Source organism: Streptomyces sp. NPDC049541 (assembly GCF_044465725.1).
Lineage (GTDB): Bacteria > Actinomycetota > Actinomycetes > Streptomycetales > Streptomycetaceae > Streptomyces.
This window is the reverse complement of the sequence record NZ_JBITLY010000001.1, coordinates 620,429-645,342: the sequence shown is the minus strand read 5'-3', so window position 1 is coordinate 645,342 and position 24,914 is coordinate 620,429. Positions and strand designations below refer to the sequence as shown.

Here is a 24,914-nt window from a genome sequence, read left to right as displayed (position 1 = left end):
GCGGTCACCGTCCCTGGGCCGCGGCTTCGCGAGCCCGGGTGAGCGCGTCGAGCTGTCCCAGCACATCGAGCGCCAACGCGTAGGCGGTACCGGGCTGTTGGTCCAGCAGACTGCGGGCGCGGCGCAGCTTGACCTCGATGTTCCTGAGCTGCATGCCGTGCCGGCCGTCGTCGCTGGGCGCGGGCTCCATCTGTTCGTTGCCCAGGAGATGGGCGGACTCGCTGAGCAACGCCCCTGCCAGCTCGGTGAGTTCGGGGCTGCGGACCGGGGGCTGCCGGTACATCTGGTGGACCTGGACCATCACCTCGGCGACCCGCTCGGTGATGTTCCACGACACCGGCACCCGGCGCGTGACGATCTCCGCCTCGGGATAGGCGGCGTGCACGTAGTCCCACAGGCCGGTGCCCTCGCCCTCGCGGATACGGCGGCGCCACATGTGGTCGAAGACGTCCTCGGCGAGTCTGAGCAGCCGGTCGTGCGAGTCGAGGTTGCGGGAGAGCGCACGCAGCTGGATGGTCCGCTTCAGCAGCTGCGCCGAGAAGTCGTGCAGGGACCACACCATCGGCGGACCGAGCCGCTCGCTGCCCTGCAGGGGCAGTTTGACGCCCGCGTTGTGCAGCTCGAAGACCGTGCGGTCGTCGCGGGTCATACGGCTGGTGATACGGCCGCGTTCGGCGAGGCGTTCCATGACGGTGACGGTGCGGGCCAGGTCGTCGTCAGTGGCCCGGCGCCGCATCAGGTCGTGGACGAGGATGGCGGCGACGGAGAGGGAGAAGTACTCGGACTCCAGTTCCTGTCCCGTCGTACGCCAGGGGATGTCCTCCAGGGGCCAGCGCTCGGGGTCGAAGCGGGCGATGCCGGACCAGTACTGCTGGGTCAGCTCCCAGCGCAGCCGGAGCGCCTCGGCGAGCTTCTGCTGTTCGGCGTTGAGAAGGCCCAGGGTGAGGGTGCGGTCGGAGAAGAGGTCCTGGATGCCGTCGAGCGCCACCACGGTGAAGTAGAGATACGGCACCGGGTCGGCGGCGCCCTTGGGCTGCGGCCCGATGAGTTCGTCGGTCTCGACCTCGGGGGCGTCCTTCACCAGGCTCCACGACCAGCCGCACTCGAAGAACTGGTTCTCGTCCTTGAGACCGGCCTGGACGTCGATGCCGAGGGTGAGGCTCTCCACGATCGCGGCGCGCAGCGCGCGGAAGCGGCTCTGGTACATGTTCAGTACCTGCCGCTGCGACAGCCGCCCCTGGCCGAGGAGTTCGACCAGGTTGCGGCCCTGGGTGGAGTCGGCGTCGAAGGCGTTGACGGTGAAGGAGCGCAGCAGGCTCACCATGGCGGCGGTGAGCCGGTTGCTGGTGGCCGAACGCAGCTCGGCGATCGTCTCCTGGATGTCGCTGCGTCTGGTCCTGGTCTCGTAGACCTTGAGGAAGCCGAGAGTGGCCAGGCAGAGGGTGATCGACATGGAGAAGGAGTCGACCACGCCGAGCTGGCGCTGTTCCTCGGTGGGCTCCCCCTGGGCCTTGTCCTGGGATCCGAAGTAGTACCCCCCGGCGAAGGTGGGCCTCTTGTCCTCGCCGGTGTGGGTGCGCATGAAGTCGGAGGTGGCCTTGACGAGGTTGGCCGGGAGGTCGAGCCGCCCGCCGGCCTTCCTCAGGGCCTGCTGGACGTCCTCCTGTGTGGTGTCCGGGTCGTCCAGCCGGAACGCGGGGATCTCCGTGGCCGGGTACAGCAGGCAGAGCAGCCGCTCGGCGTCGGCGACGCTGCTCTGCCCGCCCCACTCGCCCCAGGCCCACTGCTCCCGTTCGAAGGAGTGGCGGGCGATGGCCTGCCAGATGTCCAGCAAATGCTGGCGTGGCTTGATCTGCATCCCATGCCCCTCACACAGGCCGCACTGCCGTCATTTGAGGAATGACCCTTTTCTGTTGTGAAGATTTTTTTAGACGGCCGGAATGCCTGCGTCCGTATTCCGTCGCCAACCGTAGGCCAGGATCATTCCCGAATACCCGTCGCGCACACCTGCCGCAGACTTGAGCCGGTGCACCTCGAAGTCGCCCGCGAATGGTGCGAGGCTCGCCCGCACCTCGGGTTCTCCCACGTCGCAGGCCGGGAAGAACTCCTCCCCGGCGTGATAGCCCTTCGAATGTTCCATGAAGGCGGCGGCGAAGGGGGCTCCGGGGGCCAGAGCGCACATGAAGCGCTCGACTCCCAGGTCGAACTCCAGCTGAGAGGTGGTCATCGACTCGGCGACGAAGAACATGGTCCCGACCGACCAGCGCCCGCCGAAGCGCTCGAGCCCGAAGATGTTGCCCTGCTCGACCTTGACGACCTTGCTGAACCGCTCACGGGGGTCCAAGTACAGGGAGCCGTACGCCTCGTGCTCGCACAGGGCGTTCCAGAACGGGTCCCAGTTCTCGTCGTAGCCGCGTGTCTGGCGCTCGAGGTACTCCACGTTCGCGAGCGAGTGCTCGAAGAGGGTGATCTCGTCGCACCAGGGCAGCATGGAGAGCGCGGGATACAGATTCGCCCCGGCGCCCACGTCGATGCCGTAAACCGGTCCGACGCCCTGCTTCCGGAAATGACCGCCGAAATGACCTCGGATGATATGCAGGATCTCCTCGTCCTCCGCCTGTAAGAAGCGGTAGTTGTGCCGAACGTAGGCGATCGGGTCGAATGAGTCCCAGGGCGCGTCCGCATTCTTCACCTGGGCATCCCCCGACGATCTCAAGGTCATTTACCTACGGTACCAACACCGGAGGCCCTCCGGATCCCCCTGCGGTCAATGTCCCGAGAATTACGTCATGTCCCCGGCAGGAGGACGGGGCGCACTGGGGGCGCACCGTGGCGAATGCATTCGCGCGGCCTGATCCGGCCTTGAACGGCCGGATTGTCCCGCTCAAGATGGTCGGAACTCTGCCGAACACACCAGAAAGGCAGACAACAGGCGTCTCACCCGTACCACTCGTACGGGTGTCAACGCACCCTTGACTCCCAACCCGCAGGGGGCGGTATGACGGCTCTTCCAGAGAAACGTTTTCCTTCCACGGCCGACCGCATCGACCGCCCCCTGACCATGAGGGGCGTCGTCGAGGCCGACCTGCCGGAACTGCACCGCGTCGACCGGGAGGCCTTCCCCGAGGAGCCGTACCACTACTTCGAGCTGCGCCAGAGCTACGACATCCACGGCGACCGCATCCTCGTCCTCGACGACGGCCAGAGCCTGCACGGCTACGTCCTGTTCGTCACCACCTCGGACGGCTATGTGAACTGGATCAAGAGCCTCGCCGTCACCCCCGAACTGCGCGGACGCGGGCTGGGCCGCCGGCTGATGCTCGAGGTGATACGCCGGCTGCGCACCGAGGGCGTCCATCAGGTCCGCCTGACGGTGGAACCGACGAACGCGACCGCGATCACGCTCTACCAGTCCCTTGGCTTCACGTTCGAGGGCGGGGTGCGCAAGGGCTATTTCGGGCCCGGGGAGGACCGGTTGATCATGACGTTGGGGCTGTGAGACAGCGGGATCACGGGATGAGGGGGATGAAGGGGGATCAGGGGGACACCAGCCCCGCCTCGTAGGCCATGATCACCAGCTGGACCCGGTCCCGCGCGTCCAGCTTGGTGAGCAGGCGGGTGAGGTACGTCTTCGCCGTGGCCACGCTGATGCACAGCTCGGCGGCTATCTCGGCGTTGGACAGGCCGCTGCCGACCAGGGTGAGGACCTCGCGTTCGCGGTCCGTTATGGCCTTCAACTCCCGGCGTTTGACGGTCTGTTCGGGGCGGGAGGCGAAGTCCTGGATCAGGCGACGGGTCACGCTCGGGGCGATCAGGGCGTCGCCTGCCGCCACCACCCGTACCGCGCCGATGATGTCGTCCAGCGCCATGTCCTTGACCAGGAAGCCCGCCGCACCGGCGCGCAGCGCCCCGTACACGTAGGCGTCGTCGTCGAAGGTGGTGAGGACGACCACCCGTACCTCGGCCTGGGTCTCCGTGATGCGGCGGGTCGCCTCGATGCCGTCCATCCCCGGCATGCGGATGTCCATCACCACCACGTCGGGGGCGAGTTCGCCGGCCAGCCGCACCGCGTCCTTGCCCGTCGCCGCCTCGCCGACGACCTCCACGTCCTCGATGTCGGCCATGACCATGCTCAGCGCGGTGCGGATCAGTTCCTGGTCGTCGACGAGGAGGACCCGGATCCTCGGGGCCGCGGTCATCGGACGGCCACCGGGAGGGGCAGACGGGCCGTCACGCGGAAGCCGCCCTCCGGGCGCGGGGCCGCCGAGAACTCGCCGTGCAGCAGGGCCACCCGCTCACGCATCCCGGCCAGTCCGAACCCGGTGTCGGTCGAGCTGCCGCACCCCAGGCCGTCGTCGGTGATCTCCAGGGCGAGTTCGTCCTCACGGTAGTCGAGGGCGACCCGGCACGCGCGTGTGCCCGCATGCCGTACGACGTTGGTGACCGACTCCTGGATGATCCGGAAGGCGGACAGGTCGATGTCGGGCGGGAGTTGGCGTGGCTCGCCGAGGCGGCGCACCTCGACCCGCACGCCTGCCGCCGTGGTCGTGGCCGCCAGTCGGTCGACGTCCGACAGGCCCGCGGGGGCGAGGTCCGGGTCCTGCACGGTGTCGGCCGCGCGCAGTGCGACCAGCATGCGGCGCAGGCCCGCCAGGGTCTGGCGGCCCTCGTTCTCCACCGCCCGCATCGCCGCCAGGGCCGCCTCGGGATGTGCCGTCGCCACCCGGGAGGCCGCGCCCGCCTGGAGGGCGATGATCCCGATGCTGTGGGCGACGGTGTCGTGCATCTCGCGGGCGATGCGCAGCCGTTCGGCGGTGACCGCCTGGGCCGCGTGCTCGGCGCTGAGGCGTTCGGCGTGCACGCGGGACTGGTGCGCCGAGTTGCCGAGCAACCAGACGATCACGGTGACCAGGGCGACGGCCAGTTCGGCGGAGGTGCCGGCGGGCCAGTTGTGCAGCAGCCGTACGGCTATGTACACGATCAGACTGCCGATCGCCATGGCCAGCCCGATGAGCGCGGTGCGCCGTGGGTGGGCGGCCACCACGAAGTACAGCGCCACCATGGTCGTGAGGTACTGCGCCATCGGCAGCTCACCGACGCCGAGGGTGCTCGTCTCGAAGATCCCGGCCGCGATCGTCAGGGTGATCGCGAGCAGGGGCCTGCGGTGCAGCAGCCTGCCGCCCTGGATCGCCATCACGGTCGACAGCGCGAGGATCGTCAGGCCGTCCCAGCGGTACAACTGGGCCGCCGGCCAGTGTTCCGGCTGCATCTCACCGGGCAGCCGGAACGTCGTCAGCAGCGTGAACAGCGTGCTCGCGACCCACACGATCGCCGTCCACCCGGCCGGCGGCACACGTTTGACCAGGGGCGGCTCAGCAGCGGTGGCGGACATGCGGTGATCGTAGGCGCGGCTGCGGGGCGCGGTCATCGGCCCGTGGGCTTACAACCACGGTCGACAGCCGTCCGGTACGAGTGTCAGCGCCCGGCCGATGCCCCGCGCCCGTCGCGCGCGCCACCGTGGTCGGCATGATCGAAGTCGAGCAGCTCACCAAGCGGTACGGCCCCACGACCGCCGTACGCGATCTGTCCTTCACCGTCCGCCCCGGCCATGTCACGGGCTTCCTCGGCCCGAACGGCGCGGGCAAGACCACGACCCTGCGGATGCTGCTCGGGCTCATCGAGCCGAGCGCCGGTACCGCCACGATCAGCGGGCACTCCTTCCGCCGGCATCCGCGCGGGCTGCGGCACGTCGGCGCCCTGCTCGACGCCCATGACGTGCACGGCGGGCGCAGTGCGCGGGCGCATCTGCACGCGCTGGCCCGCAGCAACCGCGTCCCGCGGGCGCGGGTGGACGAGGTGCTCGCCGAGGTGGGACTCACCCAGGCCGCCGCCCGGCGCCGGGTCGGCTCCTTCTCGCTGGGCATGAAGCAGCGGCTCGGCATCGCGGCCGCGCTGCTCGGGGATCCTCCGGTGCTGTTGTTCGACGAGCCGCTCAACGGGCTGGATCCGGAAGGGGTGTTGTGGGTGCGGGGGCTGTTCCGCAGGCTCGCGCACGAGGGCCGTACCGTCTTCGTCTCCAGCCATCTGATGTCCGAGATGGAGAACACCGCGGACGAGCTGATCGTCATCGGCCGCGGGGAGCTCATCGCGGCCGAGAGCCTCGTCGAGTTCGCCGCGCGGGGTACGGCGCCGACGGTGACGGTGCGCTCGCCGCACGCGGGCGCCCTGGCCGTCGTACTGGAGTCGGCGGGTGCGGTGGTGGCGCCGCACGACGAGGAGACGCTGAAGGTGGACGGGGTGAGCGCCGTCCGGGTCGGTGAGCTGGCGCACCAACACCGCTTCCTGCTCTGGGAGTTGACCACACAGGCGGCCTCCCTGGAGACGGCCTTCATGGAACTGACCGCCGACAGCGTCGAGTACGCGGCTGGAGAGACCCGATGACCACCCTCGCCCTGCCCGCCGCCCGTTTCGCGGACCTGCTCGCCGCCGAGTGGATCAAACTCCGTTCCCTGCGCTCCACCTACTGGGCCTTCGGCTCCGGCGCTCTGGCCGTCGTCGGCTTCAACGCGAACGCGGCCCGCGCCGACTACGTGAACTACCCGCACTACGGCGGGCCGATCCGCGACGACTTCGTGTACTGGGCGCTGCGGGACGCCTTCACCCAGGGGTCCGCCATGATCCTGGTGCTGGTGTGCGCGAGCATCGGCGCGATCACGGTCGTCGGCGAGTACGCGACGGGCCTGATCCGTACGACGTTCACCGCCGTGCCGGACCGACGGGCGCTGATGGCCGCCAAGGTGGTCGTGCTGACGGCGGTCATGACGGTGTACGGCGCGCTCCTCGCGGCCGCCTCCTACGCTTCCTCGCAGGCCATCCTCGACGGGCGGGGCCTGGGCGTGCCGCTCGGCCATCCCGGCGCCTGGCGGGTGGTCGTGGCGTCGGCCCTGCTCGCCCCGGTGTGTGCGCTGACCGGCCTGGGGCTGGGCACGGTGATCCGGCACAGCGCCACGACGATGGTCCTGACGACGTTCGTCCTGCTGCTCCTGCCGTCCTTCGTCACGGACCGCTACCACTGGACGGCGTCGGTCCGGCACGCCTTTCCGTTCAACGCCTGGGAGCGGATCGTGGACGTGGGGTACGGGCAGTCCCGCTATCTGCTGGTCCCGAAGTATCCGGCGACCGTCACGGGCGGGTGGGTCGTGTTCGCGGTGTGGGCGGCGGTGGCGGCCGTCGTGGCGGTGGTGGTCGTGGACCGGCGGGACGTATGAGAAACCCGGCGACGGCCGGGGGTAAACCCCCCTCTGGACAAGGCAGTTGACCGGATGGGATGCGCAGGCCGCATCCGGGAGTCTCGTGTCCATGAAGGAGATCACGAAAAGCGCGGTCCTCATCGCCGCCGCCTCCGGCATCGTCTTCGGTGCCCTCACGCCCCTCACCGCGTCCGCCGCGCAGGAGCGGCTCACATGGACCAGGTGCGCGGGCAGCGGCCTCGACCCCCGTCAGCAGTGCGCGACCCTCGAAGTCCCCATGGACTACGGCCACCCCGGCGGCCCCACGATCGACATCGCCGTCTCGCGCATCCCCGCCGAGAAACCGTCCGCCCGCCGTGGCGCGCTGCTGCTCGTTCCCGGCGGGCCGGGCGGGGACAGCCTGGACGACCCCTCGGGCAAGGGACAGAAGCTGCCCCAGGGCGTCCGGGACGCCTACGACCTGATCGGGTTCGCCCCACGCGGCAACGCGCCCTCCACGTCCGTCAGTTGCGGCCTCGAACACCGTGACCTCGCCGTCACCGCGCTGCGCCCCTGGCCCGGCCCCGACGGATCCGTCGACCGGAACATGGCCACCGCCCGCCGCATGGCGGACGCCTGCGCCCGCAACGGCGGCGAGCTGCTGCGGCACATCAGCACCGTCGACAACGCCCGTGACATCGACCGGATCCGGGCCGCCCTCGGCGACCGGAAGCTCTCCGCGTGGGGGGTCTCGTACGGGACGTACGTCGCGGCCGTCTACGCCCAGCTCTTCCCGCAGCGCACCGACCGGATCGTGCTCGACAGCAGCGGCAACCCGGATCCCGTCCGGGCCGAACGCGCCTGGCTGCAGGCGTACGAGGTCGGCGTCGAGGACAACTTCCCCGAGTTCGCCACGTGGGCGTCCAGGCCCGGCAACCAGTACCGCCTCGCCGCCAAGGCCGCCGAGGTGCGCCCTCTCTTCCTGCGCCTCGCCGCTCGCCTGGACCGCGAGCCGATCCCCTGGCCCGGCGCCAACCCCGAGGAGCTGAACGGCGACGTCCTGCGCCAGACCCTGCTGAACAGCCTCTACGACCCCGACGACTATCCCACCGCAGCCCGGCTGATCATGGCCGTGCAGAAGGGCGGGGCGCTGCCCGCGCCACAGACCCCGCCGGACGAGGTGATGCAGAACTACACCGCGGTCGGCGCCGCCACCATCTGCAACGACGCCGCCTGGCCCCGGTCGGCCGCCGTGTATCAGAAGGGTGTCGACGAGAGCCGCACCAAGTACCCGCTGACGGCGGGCATGCCCCGTAACGCGATGGTGTGCGCCGCCTGGCCGTGGCAGCCGAAGCAGGCACCGGTGCGGATCAGCGACCGGGGGCCGTCGAACGTCCTGCTCGTCCAGGACGCGCGCGACGTGGCCACCCCGCTGAGCAGCGCCCGGAAGATGCGCGAGGCCTTCGGCCGGCGCGCCGTCATGGTCACCAACGACTCGACCGGCCACGAGGCCTACCTCGCCAACGGCACCCGGTGCGGCGACGAGACCGTCTCCCGCTTCCTGGCGACGGGGAAGCGGCCGCGGCACGACACCTACTGCCGCTGACCCCGCCCTACCACCGGGCAGCCGGTGACAGCCGGTGGCTCGCGCAGGCCCGCCCATATCGCTGTGCCAGCGCGTGGAACGCCTCCTTCGGCTCCCAGTGCCAGCCCGAACGGGGGTCGTCGGGGCGGTCCTTGATGGTCTTGGTGATGCTGTAGCTCGCCATGTCGAGGTCGTAGCGCGGGTCGTCGGTGCGGTGCGGGGCGTCCGGGGTGACGAACTCGAAGGCCATCGCCGCGTACAGGCCCATCGACTCGAAGACGTCCAGCAGGCCGGTCAGATAGTCGGCTTGGGTGTGTTCACTGCGGACGAGGTGGCCCTTGATCTCCTGTGGCTTCTTGTCGTAGTCGACGACGTTCCAGCCCATGCCGCCCGCCTCCGGGGCGCCGACGTAGGTGCAGGTCCCGAACTCGGTGATGGCGAGGGGTTTGCCCCAGCGCAGGTATTTCCTCAACTCCCGTACGTAGTCCGAGCGTTGGTGGAAGTACGAGTAGTAGTCGATGCCCACGATGTCGAAGAGACGCCAGTCCACCCTGTCGTCCTGAGCGGCGGCATAGCTCAGCCTGCCGCGGAAGACGGACCGGCCCACGGCCGCCGCCCTCGCCGTGAACCGGTCCAGGCGGCGCTGCATCTTCACCGGGTCGAAGTTGCCCTTCAGCATGGTCTGCACGCGGTCCAGGACCGTCTCCCCCGGCACGATCCCGGGCACCAGCAGCCAGAACTCGCAGCCCACGCTGAGGTCGACGCTCGCGCCCTGCCGCCGCAGCCGCTCCGCGAACCGGCCGCACTCGGCCAGGTGCTCGAGGGTGTCGCGCTGCGGGGCGTCCGCGAGGGTCGGCTGGAGCCACAGGTGCAGTCCCCGTTCGGCGGCCTCGGCGGCGGTGGCGGTGAGGCGTTCGACGCCGTCGCCGGTGACGTCGACGGCGTCGGCGTGCAGCCGGTCGCGGATGACGCGGATGTCCCCGCGCATCCGGGCCGCACTCCACGCGGTCCCTGGTGTCTCGCCCTCGCCGACGGTGTAGACGACACCGCGGTGCCGCAGGCCGCGGCCGGTGGCGGCGGCCGGGCCGGCCGGCAGCACCGCCGCCGACAGACCGAGGGCCGCCGCCCCCGCCAGAAACTGCGCCCGGTTGATCCCCTTCGTCTTCTCCATGCCTCTCACTGTGGAGAGGCCGCGCCCGCACCGCCGTCCGCCGATGGTCTACGGCCGGGCAACCAAGGGATGACGTACGGCGTCGGTTGACCGAGCGGTTCAGAACCCCCGGACGTACCGCCTCTGCCACGGCGTCTCCACCGCGTGCCGGTCGTAGTTGTGCCGTACATAGGCCACCGCCTCCTCCGGTGATACGCCGTCCAGGATCGCCAGACACGCCAGTGCCGTGCCCGTTCGGCCGCGGCCGCCCCCGCAGGCGATCTCGACGCGTTCGGTCGCCGTCCGCTCCCAGGCGGCGGTCAGCGCGGCGCGGGCGGCCGGGCGGTCGGTGGGGAGGCGGAAGTCGGGCCAGCGGATCCAGGTGGACTCCCAGGGGACGGGTGGGGGCTGTCCGCCGAGGAGGTAGAGGGCGTACGAGGGCGTGGGCGCCCCCGGGGCAAGGGGGCGCCGTAGCCCGCGGCCGCGGACCAGTCGGCCCGAGGGGAGCCGCAGCACACCGGGGTCCGCGGGATGCCAGGTGTCCGTCATCGGATCAGCGTACGGGCGCTGCGGGGCACTTGTGGGCCGCGTCCTTCGCGGGACACCGCTTCCGCTGTCACCATCCTGGGGAGGAGAACCAGTCGACGCAGGACCTTGTACGCCAGAACCACCCCCACGGAGCCCTCATGACCTTCCCCGCCCCGCTGACCGGTGTTGTCCCGCCCGTCTGCACACCCCTGACACCGGACCGCGAGGTGGACGTCCCCTCACTGCTCAGGCTGGTCGACCACCTGGTGGGTGGCGGGGTGCACGGGCTGTTCGTGCTGGGGTCGTCGTCGGAGGCGGCGTTCCTGCGGGACGGGCAGCGCAGGCTGGTGGTGGAGACGGTGGTGGCTCATGTGGCCGGACAGCTGCCCGTCCTGGCCGGCGCGATCGACATGACGACGCCGAGGGTGCTGGATCATGTGGCGGCGGTGACGGCTGCCGGGGCGGACGCGGTGGTGGTGACGGCGCCGTTCTATGCGGGCACGCATCCGGCGGAGATCGCCCGCCACTACCGGCTGATCGCGGCGGCGTCGCCGGTGCCGGTGGTCGCGTACGACATTCCGGTCGCCGTGCACACGAAGCTGCCGGCGGACGTCGTGCTCGATCTGGCCGGTGAGGGCGTGCTGGCGGGGCTCAAGGACTCGAGCGGTGATCTGGGAGGCTTCCGGGAGGTCGTGAGCGGTGCGCGCAACCGGTCCGACATCCGTGGCTTCAGCGTCCTGACCGGCTCGGAGCTGGTCGTCGACGCCGCCCTCGCCCTCGGCGCCGACGGAGCGGTGCCGGGGCTGGGCAACGTCGACCCGCACGGTTACGTCCGCCTCGATGCGCTGTGCCGGGCCGGGGACTGGGAGGGGGCCCGTGCCGAACAGGAGCGGCTGTGCGCCCTGTTCGGTATGGTGCGGGCCGGAGACCGTTCCCGTATGGGTGGCAGTTCCTCTGCCCTCGGTGCCTTCAAGGCGGCGCTGCACCTGCGAGGTGTGATCGACTGCCCGGCGACCGCGGAGCCCCAGGTGCCGCTGTCGCCCGACGAGGTGGGGCAGGTCGGCAGGTTCCTGGCGGCTGCGGGCCTCCTGTAGGAGGTTCTCGCCCCCGCCGCCCCTACCCGTTCCCGTCCCCTGGGGGCTGCCGCCCCCAGACCCCCGCTTCGGCCTGAACGGCCTCGTCCTCAAACGCCGCAGGGGCTGAGGTGGCTGAGCCGAATCCAGCCCCTCCGGCGTTTGAGGAGCGGGGGCCCGGGGGCCGGCCCCCGGGACGGGAAGGGGCGGCGGGGGCGAGGAATGGCTATCCGAGGGCGGACACCGGCAGTCTGCGGAACTCGATCGTCTCGTACGGTCCCGAGACCCCCGTCTCGTACAGCAGCCCCACCGTCCCCCGATCGACCTGCACCAGGTCGGAGTACGCGGCCGGCACCGCCGACACCGTCAGCACCTTGGTGAACGTCCCCCCACCGTCCTCACTCCGCCACACCGCCATCGCCCGCCGAGCGGTCGGCACGGACGGCCCCGAGAACAGCAACGGCGGAGCTTTACCACCCGCGAGTTGGAGGACGCTCCCCTGGACGACCGGAACGTCGTTCAGCGTGGGCTGTACCGCGTACGGGCGCTCCAGCGACTCCCCACCGTCACCGGAGTACGCGTCGAGCCGGTTGCCGACACTCGCCCCCTTCTGGTCCCGCGCGCTGAAGTACAGCCTCCCGTCGGGGAGTTGGGCAGCCGTGGACTCGTTCGCGTTGTCCATACCGTCGTACGAGGAGCCCACGAAGCCCAGCCGCCAGCTGAGCCCACCGTCGTCGCTGTAGATGGCGTGCGCGCCGTAGTACCCGGCCTCCTGCCCGGTGTCGGGCGAACCGGCGGGCGGCGCCGTGGAGTGGTTGGCGGGGACGACCAGGCGGCCGGCGTGCGGGCCGCGGGTCAAGGCGACCGCGTGGCCGGGCCCGGTCGCGTACCAGCGCCAGCCCGGCGGCTTCACCTCGTCCGTGATGTCCCGCGGCGGAGTGAAGTGCCGCCCGTCGTCCCGGCTGCGCTGCACGAACACCCGCCGACTCTGCTCCGCCGTGACCTCGCCCCGCATTATCTGCCGCTCGGTGACCGCACCGCTGTTGTAGGAGGTCAACAGGACGACCGCACCGGTGCGCGGGTCGAGGACGGGGGCGGGATTGCCCCGGGTGTCCCCCTTCCCGGCGGCCACCACCTGCAGCGGGCCCCAGGTGCAGCCCCCGTCGGCGGAGCGTCTGAGGACGACGTCGATGTTCCCGGTGTCCCCGGCGCCGTTGTGCCGGCCCTCGGCGAAGGCCAGCACCGTGCCGCGACCGGTGGTGACCGTCGCCGGGATGCGGTAGGTGTCGTAGCCGCCCTCGCCCGAGACGAAGGGGACGGAGGACGTGCAGCCGGCGGCCGCGTGCGCCGGCGCGAGGGCCGTGAGCGGGGTGAGGAGCACGGTGGCTGCGAGGAGGGTGCGGCTCAGGAAAGTCACCGTCAGATGGTGCCCGGAGTGATCAGTCCCGACTCGTAGGCCACGATGACCAGCTGCGCCCGGTCCCGCGCCCCCAGCTTCCCCATGATCCGGCTGACATGGGTCTTCGCCGTCAGCGGGCTCAGCCCCAACGCCTCACCGATCTCGGTGTTGTTGAGCCCGCGCGCCAGCAGGGTCAGCACCTCCCGCTCCCGGCCGGAGAGGCATTCCGGCCCGCCGGTCGCGGGCGCCGACGGGCTGCGCAGGAACCGCTCGATCAGCCGTGCCGTCGGCCCCGGTGACAGCAGCGCCTCGCCCGCGGCCACCGTACGGATGGCGTCCAGGAGTTCGGCCGGGCGGGTGTCCTTCACCAGGAAGCCGGAGGCCCCCGCGCGCAGCGCCTCCACGATGTTCTCGTCGGTGTCGTAGGTGGTGAGGACCAGCACCCGTACGCCCGTCAGGTCCTCGTCGGCGGCGATCAGCCGGGTCGCCTCGATGCCGTCCAGGTCCGGCATCCGGATGTCCATCACCACCAGGTCGGGGCGCTCGCCGCGGGCCAGCGCCACGGCCTCCCTGCCGGTGCCCGCCTGTCCGACGACCTCCATGTCCCGCGCCGACTCGACGAGCATGGCGAACGCGGCCCGTACCAGGGTCTGGTCGTCGGCGAGCAGTACGCGGATGGTCATGCGTTCTCTTCCCCCGTGGTCGTCAGCGGCAGTACGGCGGTGACCTCGAAACCGCCCTGCGCCCGCGGCCCGGCGTCGAGTGTGCCACCCACGCTGCGGGCCCGCTCCCGCATGCCGACCAGCCCGAAGCCGGGTGTGCCGCCGGGAGTGGGTCCGGTGCCGTCGTCGGTGACGGCCAGGTGCAGGGCGCCCTCGTCCTCGTACAGGTCGACGCGTACGGCCGGTTCGGGGCCCGCATGCCGTACCGCGTTGGTCAGCGCCTCCTGCACGATGCGGTACGCGGCGGCGCCGACGGCGGGCGGGGCCTCCTGCACCCGTACCGTCTGCTCGACGCGCGCGCCCGCGAGCCGTGCCGTCTCCACCAGATCGGGCACGCCGTCGAGGCCGGGGAGGGGGCCGCGGCCCTCCGCCGAGTCGTTCTCGCGGAGCACCTCCAGCGTCGTGCGCACCTCTCCCCGTGCCGTCCGGCAGGTCTCGGCGATGTCGTCGAGAGCCTTCGCCACCGTCTCCCGGTCCAGGCGTTCGGGGTCGGCGGCCAGGACGTGCGCGGCCACCGAGGTCTGCACGCCGATGAGGGTGATGGTGTGGGCGAGCAGGTCGTGCAGGTCACGGGCGATGCGCAGGCGTTCCTCGGCGACCCGGCGGCGGGCCTCCTCCTCGCGGGTGCGTTCGGCGCGCTCGGCGCGTTCGACGATCGCGGCCACGTACTGGCGGTAGAAACGGACGTCGACGCCGCAGAAGAGGGTGGCGATGACCCAGCCGGAGACGCGCAGGAGTTCGAGGCCCTGGTGGTAGTCGACGGCGAACATCGCGGCCACCGTGACACCGAGGACGGCGACGGCGGTCAGCACGGTCCGCAGCGGGCGGCCGGTGACGGCGACCGTGTACAGCGCGACGCAGGTGGCGGGCACGGGCGCGCCGTGGTTGTTGTCCAGCGCGTGGTACGGCGCGACGAGCGCCACCACCGCCGCCAGCGCGAGCAGCGGATGGCGGCGGCGCCAGACGATCGGCACGTGTGCGGCGAGCAGCAGGGTCCAGCCGAGCGCGTCGGGGCGGTCGTGCGGGGCGGTGAACAGCGCCAGGCACACCCCCGCCGCGGCCAGGACCACGGCGAGGATCGCGTCGTTGCGGGTGCCGTGCGGGGCGGTGCGGGGGTCGCGGTTGACCACCGCCATGATCCGCTCGCCCCGCCGGGTTCCCGTCGCTGTCGTCTGCTGCACGGGGCTCAGCCTCACACTGTCTCCGGCTGCCGTTCCACCCGCACCGGCTCCGGCGCCCGCGACAGCCGCCCCGGCCACCACACCCGGCGCCCCAGCAGCACGCTCGCCGTCGTCACCAGGTACGTCCGGACGAGGAAGGTGTCCAGCAGCACACCCACCGCGATCACGAACCCCAGCTCGACCAGCGGTACCAGCGGCAGCGTGCCGAGCACCGCGAAGGTCGCGGCCAGTACGACACCCGCGGAGGCGATGACCCCGCCCGTGGTGCGCAGGGCGGTGAGCGCCGCCGCCTCGGGCTCGGCACCGGCGACCGACTCCTCGCGCATGCGGTGCATGAGGAAGATGCCGTAGTCGACGCCGAGCGCCACCAGGAAGACGAAGGACAACAACCCGAGCCCCGAGTCGGTGCCGGCGAAGCCCAGCACCGGCCCGAACACCAGACCGCCGATCCCGAGTGCCGCGCCCCACACCGCGACCACGGCGGCGAGCAGCATCAGCGGTGCGATCAGGCTCCGCAGCAGGCCTACGAGGATCACGAACACGGCGGCGAGAACCAGTGGCACGACGACATCCCGGTCCCTGGCCTGACTGTCCGCCAGGTCGAGCTGCTGGGCGCTGGGACCGCCGACGTAGGTGCCGTAGGTGTCGTCGAGCCCGGCGCGCAGGGCCTCGATGGTGCGGGTCTCGCCCTCCGACTCGGGGGCCGCGGTGGCGTAGACGGATATCTCCGTCCAGCCGGAGCCGGTGCGGCCGGTCGTCGCCTGGGCGACCCCCTCGGTGGTGCGGGCCTTGGCCAGGACGGCTTCGGCCTTGGCGATGGGGGCGATGACGGTGATGGGCTGGCTGCTGTGGCCGGGGTAGGCGCGGGCCAGGGTCTGGCCCGCGGAGATGGACTCGGGCTTGGAGGTGAAGGAGTCCTCCTGCTTGAGGGTGCCGGGAAGCTGGAGCGCGCCGAGGGCGAGCGCCCCGAGCAGGACCGCTCCGCCGGCGAGTACGACGACCGGGCGGCGCGTGGCCGAGCCGCCCATCGCCGCGAACAGCGACCGCCGTGCCTTGGGCTCGCTGCCGAGGGCCGGGATCAGCGGCCAGAAGACGCGGCGGCCGAGGAGGACCAGCAGGGCGGGCAGCAGGGTGATCATCGCGACGAGCGCGGCGAGCACGCCCACCATGCCGACCGGCCCCATGCCACGGCTGCTGTTGAGGTCGGCGGCGAGCAGGCACAGCAGTCCGGCCGCGACGGTGCCGGAGGAGGCGAGAACCGCCGGGCCGCAGCCACGCAGGGCCGCGCGCATGGCGTCGTACGGGCGCTCGTGGCGTCGTAGTTCCTCGCGGTAGCGGGAGATGAGCAGCAGGGCGTAGTCGGTGCCGGCGCCGAGCACCAGGACCGTCATCACGCCGCCGCTCTGGCCGGTCACGGTGACGCCGAACGCCCCGTGCAGTGCGTACGCGGCGGCCATCGCCATGCCCGCGGCGACCCCGGCGACCGCGAGCGGCACCAGCCACAGGAACGGGCTGCGGTAGATGAGGATCAGCAGGGCGGTGACGACGCCGAGGGTGGCGTAGAGCAGGGTGCCGTCGATGGAGCCGAACACCTTGCTCATGTCGGTCTGCAGGCCGCCCGGTCCGCCGACCTCCACGCTGAGCCCCGCGCCGCCGTTCGCAAGCGCGCGCACGCCGTCGACGAAGGCGTCCCGCGCCTTGTCGTCCTGGCCGGGCCGGGTGCTGGAGACCGGGTACATGAGGGTGCTGCCGTCACGGGACGGGACCGCCTTCGGGGCGCCGGTGAGCTGGTACGTGCGCCCGATCTCGGCGACCTGTGCACCCGCCTTCTCCCGGTCGGCGGCGGTGAGGCCGCCGTCGCGGTGGTAGACGAGCACCAGGTCGGTGGCCTGCCCGCCCGGCAACCGGTCCTGGACGCGGGCCACTTGGGTGGAGTCGGCGCTGTCGGGCAGGTAGTCCACGGCCCGGTTCTGCTGGATGCCGGAGAACTTCCCGGCGAACGGCCCGGCGAGTACGAGCGCCGCCAGCCACAGCCCGAGCACCACCCACGGCACGGCACGCCGTCCCCGTGTTCCTGTCCTTGCGGCCCCCATGAACGGGCCTCCCTCCGGCCGGGATGTCTGGGTCGGTTCCAGACTCCCGGCACGCGGGGGGCGGTTCGTCGGGCGTGAGGGCGAGTTGGGGGGTACTGCCGGGGGTGGTCCGGCGGCGCCGTTACTCCCACGGGAGTAACGGCGAGAGCGGCGTACGGCTCAGGACGGCGTACGCGCCGCCGCCAGCAGCCTTGTCACGTCGTCCGAGCAGATGGTCAGGGCCGCGCCCACCGTGGCCAGGACGTCGCGTTCGGCGGGGGTGTACGGGCCGTCGGCGAGGGCGATGCGGGCGCCCTGCAGCAGGATCGATTCGCGGCCGACCGGGGCGAGGTGCGGGGCCAGCGGGTCCAGGGCCTCGTGCAGCTCTATGGCGAGCCCGGCTCCGCAGGACTGGCCGTAGACGCGGCCGGTGTCCGCGGCCAGCGCCTCGACGAGCGCGTTCAGCTGCTCCTCGGTGCAGTCGTCGAAGCCCGCCGTGCGCACCGCGCTCGCGGCGGCCTCCAGGGCCGTACGGGAACAGGTGCCGCCCGCGGCCAGCACCGCGAGTGCGACGGTGTGGACGGCGTCGCGGAGCATCGCCGAGAAGCGGGTGGTGGTGGGGTGGTCGAGGACGTCCGTGCCGAAGTGGCGGCGGCAGGCGGCGCATTCGACGACCGGCGCGGTCTCGCCGCGCGGCAGCACGGGCACCCCCAGCAGGATGAAACGGCGGTGGCCGGTCAGCCGCTGGTAGTTGCGGTCGCCCCCGCAGCCCGGGCAGAAGAACTCGCCGTCCCCGACGGGTGTCCACGCGGTGCGGGTACCCAGGAGGCGCGCAGGCCTGGCGGCTCGGCCGTTTCGTCCCCGTACTGGCAGCACGTCGCACCTCCTTAACACCGCGGCAACATCGTCGCGGTGTCCGTGATGTTAGCCACATCGGGGAGGCGCAGTCAGTACCCCGGAAGAGACCTTTCCGTGACCTCCACGAACAGGTGGCCGGAAAGGGGCGGGTCCCTGATCGTCGTATACGGCGATCAGGGACCCGAAACGGCCGGTCAGAAGGGTGAGGACCTGGCGTCAAAGGTGCCGCCTGCCGCACGGCGCCTGGCACGCACATCTGCCGCGTTGTCGTCAGTCGCCGACGCTCCGCGTCGACTACCTCCTCCGCCGCCGTGCATCTGCACGCACCAGACGCCGCGCGGCCCGCCCTTCGGGCGGACGACGTCACCTTTGAGGCCAGGTCCTAGCGGGCGGCTCGGTTGACGGCGGAGACAACCGCCTTCAGCGACGCACGCGTTGTGTTCGCGTCGATGCCGATTCCCCACAGGACCTTGTCGTCGATCGCGCATTCGATGTAGGAGGCGGCCTGCGCGGAGGCGCCCTCGCTCATCGTGTGCTCCTGGTAGTCCAGCAGCCGGGCGTCCACGCCCACCTTCTGCAGCGCGTCGAAGAAGGCGGAGATCGGGCCGTTGCCGGACCCGGTCAGCACGGTGTCCTTGCCGTCGACCGTCGCCTCGACCCGCAGCGTGTCCACGCCGTCGGTGTCGGTCGTCGACTGGCCGTTCTTGACCTGAATACGGCCCCAGGGGTTCTCGGGGTTCGGCAGATACTCGTCCTGGAAGACTGCCCAGATGTCGCCGCCGGTGACCTCGCCGCCCTCAGCGTCCGTCTTCGCCTGGATGATCTTGGAGAACTCGATCTGCATCCGGCGGGGCAGGTCCAGCTTGTGGTCGTTCTTCAGGACGTAGGCGATACCGCCCTTGCCGGACTGCGAGTTGACGCGGATGACCGCCTCGTAGGAGCGGCCGACGTCCTTCGGGTCGATGGGCAGGTACGGGACCGCCCACTCGATGTCGTCGACGGTGACGCCCTTGGCGGCCGCGTCCGCCTCCATCGCGTCGAAGCCCTTCTTGATGGCGTCCTGGTGGGAGCCGGAGAAGGACGTGTAGACCAGGTCGCCCACGTACGGGTGGCGCGGGTGGACCTCCATCTGGTTGCAGTACTCCCACACACGGCGGATCTCGTCGATGTCGGAGAAGTCGATCTGCGGGTCGACGCCCTGCGAGAACAGGTTCATGCCCAGGGTGACCAGGTCGACGTTGCCGGTGCGCTCGCCCTGTCCGAACAGACAGCCCTCGACGCGGTCGGCACCGGCCATCAGCGCCAGCTCGGCGGCGGCGACGGCGGTGCCGCGGTCGTTGTGCGGGTGGATCGACAGGCAGACGTGCTCGCGGCGGGACAGGTTGCGGCCCATCCACTCGAAGCGGTCGGCGTGCGTGGAGGGAGTCGAACGCTCAACCGTGGCAGGCAGGTTGAGGATGATCTCGCGGCCCGGGCCGGGCTGCCAGACGTCCATGACCGCCTCGCAGACCTCCAGCGCGAAGTCCAGTTCGGTGTCGGTGAAGATCTCGGGGCTGTACTGGTAGCCGAACTCCGTCTCGGGGCCCAGCAGCTTCTCGGCGTACTCCATGACCAGGCGCGTGCCGTCGACGGCGATCTGCTTGATGTCGTCCTTGGAGCCGCGGAAGACGACCCGGCGGAAGACGGGCGCGGTGGCGTTGTACAGGTGGACGGTGGCGCGCTTCGCGCCCTTCAGTGACTCGACGGTCCGCTCGATCAGGTCCTCGCGGGCCTGGGTCAGTACGGAGATGGTCACGTCGTCGGGGATGGCGCCGGGCTCTTCGATGATCGACCGTACGAAGTCGAAGTCCGTCTGGCCGGAGGCGGGGAAGCCGACCTCGATCTCCTTGTAGCCCATCGTGACCAGCTGGTCGAACATCCGGCGCTTGCGCTCGGGCGACATCGGGTCGATCAGGGCCTGGTTGCCGTCACGCAGGTCGGTCGACAGCCAACGGGGGGCCTGGGTGATCCGCTTCTCGGGCCAGGTGCGGTCGGGGATGTCGACCTGCTCGTACTGTCCGTACTTGTGGATCGGCATGGTGCTGGGCTGCTGGCGGTTCGCCATGATGACTCGGGCTCCTCAGGGTGTCCGGAAGGACGGCCGACGACGCAACGCCAAGCTCCGCGGGGAGGGAGTCGACCTGGACTACAGGCCCTCGCCGCGGCAGCTAAGAAGAAGCAGCCCGAAACGCATGATGCACAGCATGCTAGCCGAGCCCCTTCGAATGCGGGGCGCCGTTTCAGTATGCGGGACCCGAAGGATGAATGGGACAAAAAGTGCGCCATACCACTTCGTCACGGAGCGTGCGCTTCCCTGTCCGCATATTTCACCAATCATGGTTGCGGGTAGTGACACCGGAATGACTCAGTGCAAGGGTGCCGGGCATGACGACCAACGGGGGCTTCGAGCCCGTCTTCTGCACCGTCGTACCGCCACACGTCCTGGACAAGCTGGCACGGCACGACGACCCCGCACTCTCCGGTCCCGCCCGCCGCACCCTGATGCGCGACAGCGAGCTGCGCGGCCGCCGCCGCGTGACCACCGAGTTCGGCCTCGCGGCCGCGCCGGCGGCGAAGGCACCGGCGGACCAGCCGCTGCGCACCATCTACGACGCCGGGCACAGGACCGACCTGCCCGGAAAGAAGGTGCGCGCCGAAGGTGCCGCCCCGGTCAAGGACGCCACGGTCAACCGCGCCTACGCGGGTCTCGGCGCCACCTTCGACCTCTACCTCAAGGCCTACCAGCGCCACTCGATCGACGGCGACGGCCTGCCCCTGGACGCCAGCGTCCACTACGACGAGCAGTACAACAACGCCTTCTGGAACGGCGAGCAGATGGTGTTCGGCGACGGTGACGGCGAGATCTTCCTCGACTTCACCATCCCGATCGACGTCATCGGCCACGAGCTGACCCACGGCGTCACCCAGCACACCGCGAACCTCACCTACTACGGCCAGCCGGGCGCCCTGAACGAGTCGATGTCCGACGTGTTCGGCTCGCTCATCAAGCAGTACACGCTCGGCCAGACCGCCGCCGAGGCCGACTGGCTGATCGGCGCCGGGCTGCTCGCCCCGAGCGTCACCGGCAAGGCCCTGCGCTCCATGAAGGAACCGGGCACGGCGTACGACGACGACGTGCTCGGCAAGGACCCGCAGCCGGCGACCATGGACGACTACGTCCGCACCGGCCGCGACAACGGCGGCGTCCACATCAACTCCGGCATCCCCAACCACGCGTTCTACCTGGTGGCCTCCGCGCTCGGCGGCCATGCCTGGGAGAAGGCGGGACAGATCTGGTACGACGTCCTGACCAGCGGCGAGCTGTCCTCGCAGGCGCTGTTCAACGACTTCGCGAAGCTCACGGTCGCGGCGGCGAAGGCCCGCTTCAACGAGGGCGAGGAGCTGCAGGCCGTGCAGAAGGCGTGGGAACAGGTAGGGGTGCGCATCCTCTGACCGCGTACTAGACAGGGACCCATGCGTATTCAGGTGAGGCGTACGGGTGGGTTCGCGGGCATCGAGCGCCGTGCCGAGGTGGACACCTCGGGCCGGCCCGACGCCCAGGAATGGCAGGCCCTGGCCGAACGCGCGCTCGCGTCCGGCCGGGGCACGCCTCCCCTCGGGGTGCCGGACGGCTTCAGCTACGAGATCACGGTGGACGGGAAGACGGTGTACGCGGCCGATCCCCGGCTCACGGACGAGCAGCGCGAACTGATCCGCCGGGTGCTGAAGGAAGGGGCGTAACCGGCAGTTCATGCCTGGGCGTTGACTTCCGTTACCGCCGGTAAGGATGATCCCGCCCATGGCTTCTGATGCAGGCAACCCGATACCCCGCTTCCCGGCCGGCTTCGTGTGGGGCGTGTCGACCTCGGCCCACCAGATCGAGGGCGCCGTCGACGCGCGCGAGCCGTCCGTGTGGGACGCCTTCACGGCCGAGCCGGGACGGGTCAAGGACGGCTCGACCGCGGCGGTGGCCTGCGACCACTACCACCGCTACCCCGAGGACGTGGCCCTCCTGGCCGGCCTCGGCGTGGACGCGTACCGCTTCTCGGTCTCCTGGCCGCGGGTGCGCTCGGCGGGCGGCCTCGACTTCTACGACCGTCTGGTCGACGAGCTGCTGGCCGCGGGCGTACGGCCGGTGCCCACCCTGTTCCACTGGGACCTGCCGCTGGGGATGGACTGGCTGGAGCGGGACACGGCCTCCCGTTTCGCGGAGTACGTGTCCGTCGTCGTCGAGCGGCTGGGTGACCGGGTGAAGAAGTGGATCACCCTCAACGAGCCCGCCGAACACACGCTTCTGGGGCACGCGCTGGGCGCGCACGCACCCGGCAAGCAGCTCCTCTTCGACGCGCTGCCGGTGGCCCACCACCAGCTGCTGGCCCACGGTCTGGCGGTACGGGCCCTGCGCGCGTCCGGCGCCACGGACATCGGGATCGCCAACTCGCACGGGCCGACCTGGCCGGCGTCCGAGGAGAGCGCGGACGTGGAGGCGGCGGGCTTCTACGACCTGCTGCTGAACCGCCTGTTCGCCGATCCGCTGCTGCTCGGCCAGTACCCGGAGGGCATCGGCGAGCTGATGCCGGGCGATGTCGAGTCCGACCTGAAGGTCATCGCGGAACCGCTCGACTGGTACGGCGTCAACTACTACGCGCCGACCCGGGTGGGCGCCCCGCAGGGCGAGGACATCGAGTTCGGCGGGCTGACCATCCCGGCCGAACTCCCCTTCTCGGTACGGCAGATCGAGGGCGTGCCGGTGACGGACTTCGGCTGGCCCGTGGTCCCGGAAGGCCTGACCGAGCTGCTCACCGGCTTCCGCGAGCGCTACGGCGACCGCCTCCCGCCCGTCGTCATCACCGAGAACGGCTGCTCGTACCCCGGCGTCGACGACCAGGACCGGATCGCCTATCTGGACGGCCACCTCCGGGCCCTGCACAAGGCCGTCGAGGCGGGCGTGGACGTGCGCGGGTACTTCGTGTGGTCGCTGCTGGACAACTTCGAGTGGGCGGAGGGGTACGAGCGCCGGTTCGGCCTGGTGCACGTCGACTTCGCGACGCAGCAGCGGACACCGAAGTCCTCGTACGGCTGGTTCCGGGATGTGCTGCGGGCGCAGAGATGACCGCCACCCGGCCCGTGGAGGCACTCGCCGAGCCCGTCGAACGGGTCGGCCGCGGCTGGACGACCGCCCTCTCGCTCGCCAACGGGGCGATCTGGGTGGGCTGGTACGGCCCCCTGCAGATCCTGCTGGCCTCCCAGGCGAAGGACTTCGCGCCCGGCTCCGGCATGTCCAAGGAGACGATGCTGGCGTGGGTGACGGGGGCGGGGGCGTTGGTGTCCCTGGTCGCCAACCCGCTCTTCGGCGCCCTCTCGGACCGGACGACGTCCCGCCGGGGCCGCCGTACGCCGTGGATCGTGGCCGGCACGGCGGGCGGCGCGCTGTCGTTGCTGCTGCTCGCGGGCGCGGGCGGGGTGTGGACCATGACGGCGGGCTGGTGTCTGGTCCAGCTGACGCTGAACGCCGCGTTCGCGGCGGTGACGGCCGCGGTGCCGGACCGGGTGCCGCGGCTCCAGCGGGGCTCGGTGGGCGGCTGGCTGGGCGCCGCGCAGATCCTGGGTGTGGTCGGCGGGACGGGGCTCGCGACGATGGCCGGGGGCGTCGGGGCCGGGTATGCGGCGTGCGCGGTGTTCACGGTGGTGGGGGTGCTGCCGTACGTCCTGCGCTACGAGGACCTGCGGCTGGCGGTGGCGGACCGGCCGGAGTGGTCGTGGCGGTCCTTCGCCGCCGGGTTCTGGTTGAGTCCGCGCCGCTATCCGGACCTGGGCTGGGCGTGGCTGACCCGCTTCCTGATCAACCTCAGCAACGCGCTGGTGCTGCTGTACCTGCTCTACTACCTGCGGGACCGCCTGCACTACGGCGACCCCGACCAGGGTGTGCTGATCCTGACGGCCGTGAACGGGGTGACACTGCTCGCCACGGTCGTCGTGGGCGGGGTCTGGTCGGACCGGGTGGGGCGGCGCAAGCCGTTCGTGATCTGGTCCGGGGTGCTGATGGCGGTGGCGACGGCGGCGCTGGCCGGCTGGCAGACCTGGCCGGGCGCGATCGTCGCGGCGGCGGTGCTCGGGGTCGGCTTCGGCGTCTTCACCTCGGTGGACTTCGCGCTGATGACGGACGTACTGCCGAAGGCCCTGGACCGCGGCAAGGACCTGGGGGTCATCAACGTGGCCAACGCCCTCCCCCAGGTGGCCGCCCCCGCCCTCGCCGCGCCGATCGTGACCTATCTCGGCGGCTACCGGGTGCTGTACCTGGTGTCTGCGGTGATCGGGCTGGCGGGGGCGGTGCTGGTGGGCCGCATCAGAGGCGTGGACTGAACCGTCCCCGACGATCCGGCGCGCTTCTGACACGCCGACGCGACTCGCGCCGCCTCACAAGACCCCGGCGTCCCTGGCCGCATAGACGCTGGGGTACAGCGGGCGATAGCCGAGCTCCCGGCGGACGCGGTCGGTGGAGGTGATCGCCAGCCAGGGGTCGGGGTCGGTCGGCCCGAGCGGCCCTCACGCAGCGGATCAAAGACATCGACCGACACGCCGACGCGACTCGCGCCGCCTCACAAGACCCCGGCGTCCCTGGCCGCATAGACGCTGGGGTACAGCGGGCGATAGCCGAGCTCCCGGCGGACGCGGTCGGTGGAGGTGATCGCCAGCCAGGGGTCGGGGTCGGTCGGCCCGAGCGGCCCTCACGCAGCGGATCAAAGACATCGACCGACACGCCGACGCGACTCACGCCGCCTCACAAGACCCCGGCGTCCCTGGCCGCATAGACGCTGGGGTACAGCGGGCGATAGCCGAGCTCCCGGCGGATGCGGTCGGTGGAGGTGATCGCCAGCCAGGGGTCGGGGTCGGTCGGCCCGAGCGGCCCTCACGCAGCGGATCAAAGACATCGACCGACACGCCGACGCGACTCGCGCAGCCTCACAAGACCCCGGCGTCCCTGGCCGCATAGACGCTGGGGTACAGCGGGCGATAGCCGAGCTCCCGGCGGACGCGGTCGGTGGAGGTGATCGCCAGCCAGGGGTCGGGGTCGGTG

The 24,914-nt window shown here is 71.1% G+C and carries 21 protein-coding genes and 1 pseudogene; 9 read left to right on the top strand and 13 right to left on the bottom strand.

Annotation, left to right across the window (positions count from 1 at the left end):
• Nucleotides 1-4: 4 nt before the first annotated feature.
• Nucleotides 5-1,858, bottom strand: coding sequence for an SCO2524 family protein (locus ACIBW9_RS02900; RefSeq protein ID WP_398950561.1), 1,854 nt, complete (start codon nt 1,856-1,858; stop codon nt 5-7).
• Between the two features lie 69 nt (nt 1,859-1,927).
• A complete protein-coding gene (locus ACIBW9_RS02895) occupies nt 1,928-2,722 on the bottom strand; it encodes an SCO2525 family SAM-dependent methyltransferase (protein WP_398950560.1) in 795 nt (264 codons plus the stop codon).
• A gap of 276 nt (nt 2,723-2,998) precedes the next feature.
• On the opposite strand from ACIBW9_RS02895, the gene ACIBW9_RS02890 reads away from it, so the two are divergent.
• Nucleotides 2,999-3,499: a GNAT family N-acetyltransferase gene (locus ACIBW9_RS02890; RefSeq protein WP_398950558.1), complete on the top strand. Its 501-nt coding sequence runs from the start codon at nt 2,999-3,001 to the stop codon at nt 3,497-3,499.
• A gap of 37 nt (nt 3,500-3,536) precedes the next feature.
• On the opposite strand, the gene ACIBW9_RS02885 is transcribed toward ACIBW9_RS02890, so the two are convergent.
• The gene (locus ACIBW9_RS02885) at nt 3,537-4,199 is read right to left on the bottom strand and encodes a response regulator (RefSeq protein WP_398950555.1); all 663 of its coding nucleotides are present in this window, start codon (nt 4,197-4,199) and stop codon (nt 3,537-3,539) included.
• Complete coding sequence (locus ACIBW9_RS02880; protein ID WP_398950553.1) at nt 4,196-5,392, bottom strand: sensor histidine kinase; 1,197 nt, start codon at nt 5,390-5,392, stop codon at nt 4,196-4,198. Before ACIBW9_RS02880 ends, ACIBW9_RS02885 begins: the two co-directional genes overlap by 4 nt.
• A 134-nt stretch (nt 5,393-5,526) precedes the next feature.
• On the opposite strand from ACIBW9_RS02880, the gene ACIBW9_RS02875 reads away from it, so the two are divergent.
• The 3 genes from ACIBW9_RS02875 to ACIBW9_RS02865 all read left to right on the top strand — a co-directional run bounded on the left by ACIBW9_RS02875 (nt 5,527) and on the right by ACIBW9_RS02865 (nt 8,835).
• Entirely contained in the window at nt 5,527-6,441 is a 915-nt protein-coding gene (locus ACIBW9_RS02875; protein ID WP_398950552.1) for an ABC transporter ATP-binding protein, read from the top strand.
• Nucleotides 6,438-7,268: an ABC transporter permease gene (locus ACIBW9_RS02870; RefSeq protein ID WP_398950550.1), complete on the top strand. Its 831-nt coding sequence runs from the start codon at nt 6,438-6,440 to the stop codon at nt 7,266-7,268. Before ACIBW9_RS02875 ends, ACIBW9_RS02870 begins: the two co-directional genes overlap by 4 nt.
• A 91-nt stretch (nt 7,269-7,359) precedes the next feature.
• Nucleotides 7,360-8,835 (top strand): alpha/beta hydrolase, encoded by a 1,476-nt coding sequence (locus ACIBW9_RS02865; protein ID WP_398950548.1) that lies wholly within the window; start codon nt 7,360-7,362, stop codon nt 8,833-8,835.
• A 7-nt stretch (nt 8,836-8,842) separates the two neighbouring features.
• Here the strand turns inward: ACIBW9_RS02865 and ACIBW9_RS02860 are convergent, their stop codons facing one another.
• Nucleotides 8,843-9,985: an abortive phage infection protein gene (locus ACIBW9_RS02860; protein WP_398950546.1), complete on the bottom strand. Its 1,143-nt coding sequence runs from the start codon at nt 9,983-9,985 to the stop codon at nt 8,843-8,845.
• Between the two features lie 99 nt (nt 9,986-10,084).
• A complete protein-coding gene (locus tag ACIBW9_RS02855) occupies nt 10,085-10,513 on the bottom strand; it encodes a protein phosphatase (protein ID WP_398950544.1) in 429 nt (142 codons plus the stop codon).
• A gap of 137 nt (nt 10,514-10,650) precedes the next feature.
• Here ACIBW9_RS02855 and ACIBW9_RS02850 point away from each other — a divergent pair, with 137 nt between their 5' ends.
• Nucleotides 10,651-11,586 carry a dihydrodipicolinate synthase family protein gene (locus ACIBW9_RS02850; RefSeq protein ID WP_398950542.1) on the top strand — a complete coding sequence of 312 codons (936 nt, stop codon included), beginning with the start codon at nt 10,651-10,653 and terminating at the stop codon, nt 11,584-11,586.
• 205 nt (nt 11,587-11,791) lie between these two features.
• On the opposite strand, the gene ACIBW9_RS02845 is transcribed toward ACIBW9_RS02850, so the two are convergent.
• From ACIBW9_RS02845 to leuA, 6 genes are all read right to left on the bottom strand, one after another.
• Nucleotides 11,792-12,982 (bottom strand): exo-alpha-sialidase, encoded by a 1,191-nt coding sequence (locus tag ACIBW9_RS02845; protein WP_398950540.1) that lies wholly within the window; start codon nt 12,980-12,982, stop codon nt 11,792-11,794.
• A gap of 2 nt (nt 12,983-12,984) precedes the next feature.
• Entirely contained in the window at nt 12,985-13,647 is a 663-nt protein-coding gene (locus ACIBW9_RS02840) for a response regulator (protein ID WP_398950538.1), read from the bottom strand.
• Complete coding sequence (locus ACIBW9_RS02835; protein ID WP_398952070.1) at nt 13,644-14,822, bottom strand: sensor histidine kinase; 1,179 nt, start codon at nt 14,820-14,822, stop codon at nt 13,644-13,646. Before ACIBW9_RS02835 ends, ACIBW9_RS02840 begins: the two co-directional genes overlap by 4 nt.
• Nucleotides 14,823-14,878: 56 nt before the next feature.
• Nucleotides 14,879-16,960 (bottom strand): MMPL family transporter, encoded by a 2,082-nt coding sequence (locus ACIBW9_RS02830; RefSeq protein WP_398950537.1) that lies wholly within the window; start codon nt 16,958-16,960, stop codon nt 14,879-14,881.
• Between the two features lie 159 nt (nt 16,961-17,119).
• The gene (locus tag ACIBW9_RS02825) at nt 17,120-17,815 is read right to left on the bottom strand and encodes a TerB family tellurite resistance protein (protein ID WP_398950535.1); all 696 of its coding nucleotides are present in this window, start codon (nt 17,813-17,815) and stop codon (nt 17,120-17,122) included.
• Between the two features lie 364 nt (nt 17,816-18,179).
• Nucleotides 18,180-19,901, bottom strand: coding sequence for a 2-isopropylmalate synthase (gene leuA / locus ACIBW9_RS02820; RefSeq protein WP_398950533.1), 1,722 nt, complete (start codon nt 19,899-19,901; stop codon nt 18,180-18,182).
• A gap of 320 nt (nt 19,902-20,221) precedes the next feature.
• Between leuA and ACIBW9_RS02815 the strand changes: the two genes are divergently transcribed.
• Genes ACIBW9_RS02815 through ACIBW9_RS02800 form a run of 4 tightly spaced genes read left to right on the top strand, consistent with a single transcriptional unit; the run spans nt 20,222 to nt 24,199 of the window.
• Nucleotides 20,222-21,289 carry a M4 family metallopeptidase gene (locus ACIBW9_RS02815; protein WP_398950531.1) on the top strand — a complete coding sequence of 356 codons (1,068 nt, stop codon included), beginning with the start codon at nt 20,222-20,224 and terminating at the stop codon, nt 21,287-21,289.
• Nucleotides 21,290-21,310: 21 nt separating this feature from the next.
• Nucleotides 21,311-21,577 (top strand): protealysin inhibitor emfourin, encoded by a 267-nt coding sequence (locus ACIBW9_RS02810; RefSeq protein ID WP_398950529.1) that lies wholly within the window; start codon nt 21,311-21,313, stop codon nt 21,575-21,577.
• A gap of 58 nt (nt 21,578-21,635) precedes the next feature.
• The gene (locus ACIBW9_RS02805; RefSeq protein ID WP_398950527.1) at nt 21,636-22,949 is read left to right on the top strand and encodes a GH1 family beta-glucosidase; all 1,314 of its coding nucleotides are present in this window, start codon (nt 21,636-21,638) and stop codon (nt 22,947-22,949) included.
• The gene (locus ACIBW9_RS02800; protein ID WP_398950525.1) at nt 22,946-24,199 is read left to right on the top strand and encodes an MFS transporter; all 1,254 of its coding nucleotides are present in this window, start codon (nt 22,946-22,948) and stop codon (nt 24,197-24,199) included. The genes ACIBW9_RS02805 and ACIBW9_RS02800 overlap by 4 nt, the downstream gene beginning before the upstream one ends.
• A gap of 236 nt (nt 24,200-24,435) precedes the next feature.
• Here the strand turns inward: ACIBW9_RS02800 and ACIBW9_RS02795 are convergent.
• Nucleotides 24,436-24,549: pseudogene (locus tag ACIBW9_RS02795) on the bottom strand (NAD(P)-dependent oxidoreductase); the annotation flags it as partial.
• Nucleotides 24,550-24,914: the final 365 nt, after the last annotated feature.

Excerpts from the sequence above, each read along its gene's own strand:
- ACIBW9_RS02855 (WP_398950544.1), bottom strand. The coding sequence starts at position 10,513 with ATGACGGACACCTGGCATCCCGCGGACCCCGGTGTGCTGCGGCTCCCC.
- ACIBW9_RS02835 (WP_398952070.1), bottom strand. The coding sequence starts at position 14,822 with ATGGCGGTGGTCAACCGCGACCCCCGCACCGCCCCGCACGGCACCCGC.
- ACIBW9_RS02890 (WP_398950558.1), top strand. The coding sequence starts at position 2,999 with ATGACGGCTCTTCCAGAGAAACGTTTTCCTTCCACGGCCGACCGCATC.
- ACIBW9_RS02830 (WP_398950537.1), bottom strand. The coding sequence starts at position 16,960 with ATGGGGGCCGCAAGGACAGGAACACGGGGACGGCGTGCCGTGCCGTGG.
- ACIBW9_RS02860 (WP_398950546.1), bottom strand. The coding sequence starts at position 9,985 with ATGGAGAAGACGAAGGGGATCAACCGGGCGCAGTTTCTGGCGGGGGCG.
- ACIBW9_RS02880 (WP_398950553.1), bottom strand. The coding sequence starts at position 5,392 with ATGTCCGCCACCGCTGCTGAGCCGCCCCTGGTCAAACGTGTGCCGCCG.
- ACIBW9_RS02895 (WP_398950560.1), bottom strand. The coding sequence starts at position 2,722 with ATGACCTTGAGATCGTCGGGGGATGCCCAGGTGAAGAATGCGGACGCG.
- ACIBW9_RS02885 (WP_398950555.1), bottom strand. The coding sequence starts at position 4,199 with ATGACCGCGGCCCCGAGGATCCGGGTCCTCCTCGTCGACGACCAGGAA.
- ACIBW9_RS02805 (WP_398950527.1), top strand. The coding sequence starts at position 21,636 with ATGGCTTCTGATGCAGGCAACCCGATACCCCGCTTCCCGGCCGGCTTC.
- ACIBW9_RS02800 (WP_398950525.1), top strand. The coding sequence starts at position 22,946 with ATGACCGCCACCCGGCCCGTGGAGGCACTCGCCGAGCCCGTCGAACGG.
- ACIBW9_RS02865 (WP_398950548.1), top strand. The coding sequence starts at position 7,360 with ATGAAGGAGATCACGAAAAGCGCGGTCCTCATCGCCGCCGCCTCCGGC.
- ACIBW9_RS02850 (WP_398950542.1), top strand. The coding sequence starts at position 10,651 with ATGACCTTCCCCGCCCCGCTGACCGGTGTTGTCCCGCCCGTCTGCACA.
- ACIBW9_RS02815 (WP_398950531.1), top strand. The coding sequence starts at position 20,222 with ATGACGACCAACGGGGGCTTCGAGCCCGTCTTCTGCACCGTCGTACCG.
- leuA (WP_398950533.1), bottom strand. The coding sequence starts at position 19,901 with ATGGCGAACCGCCAGCAGCCCAGCACCATGCCGATCCACAAGTACGGA.
- ACIBW9_RS02875 (WP_398950552.1), top strand. The coding sequence starts at position 5,527 with ATGATCGAAGTCGAGCAGCTCACCAAGCGGTACGGCCCCACGACCGCC.
- ACIBW9_RS02870 (WP_398950550.1), top strand. The coding sequence starts at position 6,438 with ATGACCACCCTCGCCCTGCCCGCCGCCCGTTTCGCGGACCTGCTCGCC.
- ACIBW9_RS02900 (WP_398950561.1), bottom strand. The coding sequence starts at position 1,858 with ATGCAGATCAAGCCACGCCAGCATTTGCTGGACATCTGGCAGGCCATC.
- ACIBW9_RS02810 (WP_398950529.1), top strand. The coding sequence starts at position 21,311 with ATGCGTATTCAGGTGAGGCGTACGGGTGGGTTCGCGGGCATCGAGCGC.
- ACIBW9_RS02840 (WP_398950538.1), bottom strand. The coding sequence starts at position 13,647 with ATGACCATCCGCGTACTGCTCGCCGACGACCAGACCCTGGTACGGGCC.